Below are 1,126 nucleotides of genomic sequence, written 5' to 3'. Positions count from 1 at the left end.
GGGTAGGGGTGTGTATCAAAAGGTGTACCTTTTGGGAATGTTAAATTTTATATTTTTATAAACTTAATACCATATTAAGGTGATAGTAGATTGTAAGAGTGATAATAGGTGTAGATTTAAAATAAAATTCGATTATTTATAATAAAGATAGATAATTTGTAATAAAGATTGATAAAAGAACCTGTGTTGATATGATCTTAGGGTCATCCAAATTGCGTGACCTCATTGATAAAAATAAATAGGTTAATCATTCGACACTTTTATTGAAAGGAGAGAGAATTATGTTTTTTATAGCATATTTGCCTATTTTTTTGTACTTATTATTAGAATTTTATAGAAGTTCACCTGTTAAAGAAGAAAAACAAAATAGTGGTTCTAGTTTTTTTATCGGAGCAGTTTTAGCCTTGATGATAACCATTCCAGAGATTATGTATTTCTTTACAATAAATAAGGTTAATTCATTTCTGTTTTTGGGTGTTATTGTTGGGCTAATTGGTGTATGGATTAGATTTTCTTCAATGAATACATTAGGGCGATTTTACAGTAGGAACGTCGGAATGCAGGGAGAACATAAGTTAATTCAAAGCGGTCTGTATAAATATATTCGCCATCCTGGTTATTTAGGTTCTTTTCTGACCTTTTTAGGGTTTGCTATATCTTCATCTTCGTTCATTGCCATTATCATAAATATCTTTTTATTTTTTCTTGCGTATTCGTATCGTATAAAAGTTGAAGAGAGAACCCTTGTTACACTATTTGGTGAACAATATAAACAATATCAGTCCAAGACTTGGCGAATTATTCCGTTTCTATACTAGAAATTATAGGAGAAAGTTCAAAATAAGTTACTAAAGTCATTTTTCCTTATTCAGCTAACGGGTGCGTTAGTTCCAAAAAATAAGATGATTCCCTTGTATTTTTACACTCCTTTAAATAATCTAAACCTATGTTATTTAACATCTATTATATTAGAAAATTGCAGTTTTATCTTGTTATAAAAAGCATCGGTACATAAAACAGCGCTATTTGGTGGATCAATATTAACAACAGTCATATAGCTAGAGAGTAAATAGCCATCTTCATAATATGTAATTAGTATTTCTTCTTCAGATAATAAGGAACATAA

At 29.2% G+C, this 1,126-nt stretch carries 2 protein-coding genes; one reads left to right on the top strand and one right to left on the bottom strand.

Translation table 11 applies throughout. The features are described from left to right. Positions 1-281 precede the first annotated feature (281 nt). Complete coding sequence (locus ABWK52_RS29615; protein ID WP_098541770.1) at positions 282-818, top strand: methyltransferase family protein; 537 nt, start codon at positions 282-284, stop codon at positions 816-818. A 131-nt stretch (positions 819-949) separates the two neighbouring features. Here the strand turns inward: ABWK52_RS29615 and ABWK52_RS29610 are convergent. Beyond that, on the bottom strand, positions 950-1,126 hold a 177-nt coding region (locus ABWK52_RS29610), incomplete at its 5' end, for a YolD-like family protein (protein ID WP_353772400.1).

Origin of the sequence: Bacillus sp. AP50 (assembly GCF_040492675.1) — a bacterium.
Lineage (GTDB): Bacteria > Bacillota > Bacilli > Bacillales > Bacillaceae_G > Bacillus_A > Bacillus_A cereus.
Note: the sequence above shows the minus strand (reverse complement) of the source record. Positions and strands in the feature narration are given on the sequence as shown.